The organism is Streptomyces sp. SBT349, from assembly GCF_001083795.1.
GTDB lineage: Bacteria > Actinomycetota > Actinomycetes > Streptomycetales > Streptomycetaceae > Streptomyces.
The window spans coordinates 1-4356 of sequence record NZ_LAVK01000488.1; the positions used below are offsets into that span (position 1 = coordinate 1).

Here is a 4356-nt window from a genome sequence, read left to right on the forward strand (position 1 = left end):
GGCGCGGGCGGCGGCGAGCACAACGGCTCCGGCCTGCCGCGTTACGCCATCGGCCTGCACGCCGACCTGTCCGGGCCGAGTGCCGCGCAGGGCCGGGCCCAGGAGAACGGCCTGCGGCTGGCCGTCGAGGAGTTCAACGCGGCCCCGGACCGCCCCTGCGACCTGGCCGTCGTCACCGAGGACGACGCGGGCGACCCGGTCGCCGCGACCGCCGCCGCCGACCGGCTGGCGGCCGACGCCTCCGTGATCGCGGTCGTCGGCCCCACCACGGACGCCGCCGGCGAAGCCGCCGTCCCGCGCTACGACGAGGTGCTGCTGCCGCTGCTCGCCCTGTCGGTCGGCTCGTTCGCCACCGTGCTCGGCACCCATCCGGCCCTCCTGCACGCCAGGCCGCCCACCTTCTTCGTCGGCCTGTCCCTCGCCGTCTCGGTGGTGGAGCGGACCGGGGCCACCACGCTCGGCTTCGTCGACGACCGCACCGGCGACATGGACAGCGCCCAGATGGTCAGGGCCGCGATGCAGGCCGCCGACTCCCTCGCCGTGGCCACCGTGCCGCGCGTGGTGAGCGCGGGCACCGAGGACTTCGGCCCGGTGATCGGCGAACTGGCCGCCGAGGGGGCCCAGGCCGTGGTCTACGGCGGCCCGGCCGGGGGCGCGGCCCATCTCGCCACCGGCCTGGCCGCGGCCGGGTTCGCGGGAACGGCCATCGGCGGCCCGGCCGTCCTCGACCCCGCCTTCCTCGCCGCGGCGGGCGAGGCGGCCGAGGGCTGGCTGGTGGTCGCGCCCTACATCGACCCCGCGGCCACCGCGGAGACGCGGGAGTTCGCCGACCTGTACCGGGGCCGTTTCGACGCCGATCCGCCGTACGGCGCGGCCGAGGCGTACGACGCGGCCTGGCTGCTGGCGGGCGCCGTGACGGCGCTCGGCGACGGCGGCGAGGTGGCCCGCGAGGCGCTCGGCGCCCGGCTCCGCGAGAGCACGCACGACGGCGTCGGCAAGGCCCTGGCGTTCGACCCGCAGGACGGCGGCTTCCTGGTCTCCGACGAGAACACGGGCGTCTACCTCTACCGGGTGGAGGGCGGGGCCTTCCGCTACCTCGGCGCCGCGCCGCTCCCTCCCCTCGGATAACGGGCCCGGGGAGCCGCGGCCATGCGACCGCTGAGCCCGTCCGACCCGTCGCAGATCGCCGGTCACCGGCTGCTCGCGCTGCTCGGCTCGGGCGGCATGGGCGCCGTCTACCTCGGCGCCGACCCGGAGGGCGGGCTGGTGGCGGTCAAGGTGATCCGCCCGGAGCGCGCCGACGACCCGGGGTTCCGGGGCCGCTTCCGCCGGGAGGTGGCCGCGGCCCGCCGGGTGTCCTCGCGGTGGACGGTTCCGGTGCTGGACGCGGACACCGAGGCGGCGGCGCCCTGGCTGATCACCGCGTTCGTCCCCGGGCCCTCGCTCGCCGAGGCGCTGGCCGCGCACGGACCGCTGCCGGAACGCTCCCTGCGCGGCCTGGGCGCGGTGCTGGCCGAGGCGCTGGCCGCCGCGCACGCGACGGGGCTCGTCCACCGGGACGTCAAACCGGCCAACGTGCTGCTCGCCCTCGACGGCCCGCGGCTGATCGACTTCGGCATCGCCAGGGCCGAGGACGGCAGCCGCCTGACCGCGACCGGGGTGGTGGTCGGCTCGCCCGGCTACCTCTCGCCCGAGCAGGCCCAGCCGGGGCGCGGCCCGGTCGGCCCCTACAGCGACGTGTTCTCGCTGGGCTGCGTGCTGGCGGTCGCCGCCACCGGGCGCCGCCCGTTCGGCTCGGGCCCGCTGCCCGCGCTGCTCTACCGCACCGTGCACGACGCGGCCGACCTGGACGGCGTTCCCGAGGAGCTGCGCCCGCTGATCGAGGGCTGCCTCGCCAAGGAGCCGTCCCAGCGCCCCCCGCTGGACATCGTCCGCGAGGCGCTGACCCGCGGGGAGCCCGCCGACCCCTGGTGGCCCGAGCCCGTCACCCGGCTGGTCACGGAGCGGGCCGCCGCGCTGAGGGGCCTCGGCGCGGTGCCCGCGAGGGAGGCGGGCCGGGGCGAGGACCCTCCGGGCGGCGGCCGTTCCGGGGCGCGGCCGGGGCGCGGTGACCGTTCACCGGGGGCGCGGGTGACGCGCCGCCGCCTGCTCGCCGCGGGCGGCGCCACGGTCGGGGTGGCGGCGGCGGGCGGCTCGTTCGCGCTCTGGTCGGCGCTGTCCGGCGGCTCGGACACCCCGCCCGCCGACGGCGGCGGGGACGAGCCCCCGCCCCGGTACACGCTGGCGCTGCACGCCGACCTCTCCGGGGAGCGGGCGGCGACGGGCCGGGCCGAGGAGAACGGCGCCCGGCTGGCGGTCGAGCGGCTCAACGCCCGTGAACGCCCGCCGTTCACCATGGAGTTCCTCGCCAGGGACGACGGGGGCGACCCGGCCCTGGCCGAGCGGGTCGCCCGCGAACTGACCGCGGACGAGACGGTTCTGGCCGTCATCGGCACCACGACCGAGGACACGTGCGCGGTCGCCGCTCCGGTCTACTCCGACGCGTTGCTGGCGCTGCTCTCGGTCTCGGTGGGCCCCGCCGGGGCGACCCCGGTCGAGCACGAGTCGTACCTCGCGACCCGCCCCGGCGACGGCGACCTGATGATCGCCGCGGTCTCCTACCTGACCGACCCGGTGGACGCCCGGCGCGTCCACCTGCTCCACGACGAGGCGGCCGGCGCGTGGTCGCGCGCGCTGATCCAGGGCATGCGGGAGGCGTACAGCGGCGCCCCGGGGGTGACGGTCGCGGTGCACACCCTGGCCGCCGGCGCCCGCGACCTCGGCCCGCCGGTCGCCGGACTGCTGGCGGACGGGCCGGACGCGGTGGTCTTCGGCGGCCGGGACCCGGGCCGGGCCGCGCTGCTGGCGCGGGCGCTCGGTGAGGCGGGGTTCGGCGGCGCGCGGCTGGGGTTCGAGCCGGTGATCGACGCGGCGTTCCCGGAGGGCGCGGGGGAGGCGGCCGAGGGCTGGGTGGTGGCGGCCTCGTTCACCGACGCGACCGCGGAGCCCCGGGCGCGGGCGTTCGCCGACGCCTACCGGGCGCGTTTCGGCGAGGACCCGCCGTACCACGCGGCCGAGGCGTACGACACGGCGCACCTGGTGGCCCGCGCGCTGGAGGAGCTGCCGGGCGGCGAGGTGCGGCGCCTCTCGCTGACGCGGCGGCTGCCGCTGGTGTCGCACCAGGGCGTCAGCAAGACGTTTGCGTTCTACCCGGAGACCGCGGGGGCCCGGCTGGAGGGCGCGCTGTTCCTGTACCAGGTGGAGGGGGGCGCGTTCCGCTACCTGGGCGCCGCCGACTCGGTCACCGGGGCCGCAGGTGTCGCCGGGGTCACCGGGGCCGCGGGTGTCGCCGGGGTCACCGGGGTCACCGCACCAGGTTGAGCGCCGAGAGCACGGTGAAGAACAGCACCAGCTTCTCGAATCGGGCCTGGTCGAGGCGGCTGACCCCGGCCCTGCCGACGAGGGCGCCGAGCAGCACGGCGGGCAGCAGCACCGCGTTCAGCTCCAGCGAGTCGACGCTGATCAGGCCGAGCCCGGCGCTGAAGGGGACCTTGAAGACGTTGACGATCAGGAAGAACCAGGCGGCCGTGCCGAGGAACCGCATCATCGGGAAGCCCACCGCGAGGAAGTAGAGCGCCATGACGGCGCCGCCCGCGTTCGCCACCATGGTCGTGAATCCGGCGAGCAGCCCGTAGAACAGCGCGGCCCCGCCGAAGCCGCCGCCCGCGACGACCGCGGCGGCGCCGTTCCCCGGCGGCGCGGCCTCCGCCCCGGTCCGGGATCCGGCGCCGGTCCGCCGCTTCTTCTTCGCGCGCTGCCACAGGTGCACGGCCACCACGACGAGCAGCGTCGCGCCGATCGTGCGCCGCATCACCGTGTCGTCGACCTGGGCCACGAAGACCGTCCCGGCCAGCACGCCCGCGGCCACCGAGGGGAAGACCCGCAGCAGCGCCTGCCAGTCGGCGTGGCGCCGGTAGGCGCTCACGGCGAGCAGGTCCCCGGCGATCAGCAGCGGCAGCAGCGCGCCGCTGGACTCGCGGGCCGGGAGAACGGTGGCGAAGAGCGCGACGCTGATCGCGCCGACCCCGCCGATCGCCGTCTTGGCGAACCCCACCAGCACCGCGCCGAGCGCGAGCACGGCGAGTTCCGACCCGCCGAGCCCGTTCATCGCCCGCTCACCGAGGTATGGGCACGTCGGAGGCAGCGGCAGTCATACCATCATCCCATCATGGGGAGCCGCCCCGGGGAACCATGCCCCCCGCACGCGACGGCCGGAGCGGTCACGGCTGTATTCCAAGCCGCCCTTCCCGCCCTCCC

3 protein-coding genes are annotated in these 4356 nt (G+C 77.3%); 2 read left to right on the top strand and 1 reads right to left on the bottom strand.

Features of this window, described 5'->3' with window-relative positions; all coding sequences use genetic code 11:
* Both ADY01_RS33390 and ADY01_RS33395 read left to right on the top strand, forming a co-directional pair.
* Positions 1-1128: ABC transporter substrate-binding protein (locus ADY01_RS33390; protein WP_049580506.1), on the top strand; the 1128-nt coding region annotated here is incomplete at its 5' end.
* 21 nt (positions 1129-1149) lie between these two features.
* Positions 1150-3420: a bifunctional serine/threonine-protein kinase/ABC transporter substrate-binding protein gene (locus tag ADY01_RS33395; RefSeq protein WP_049580507.1), complete on the top strand. Its 2271-nt coding sequence runs from the start codon at positions 1150-1152 to the stop codon at positions 3418-3420.
* Here ADY01_RS33395 and ADY01_RS33400 read toward each other — a convergent pair.
* Positions 3404-4207, bottom strand: a complete 804-nt coding sequence (locus ADY01_RS33400) for a sulfite exporter TauE/SafE family protein (protein WP_049580508.1) — start codon at positions 4205-4207, stop codon at positions 3404-3406. The genes ADY01_RS33395 and ADY01_RS33400 overlap by 17 nt on opposite strands.
* Between the last annotated feature and the right edge of the window lie 149 nt (positions 4208-4356).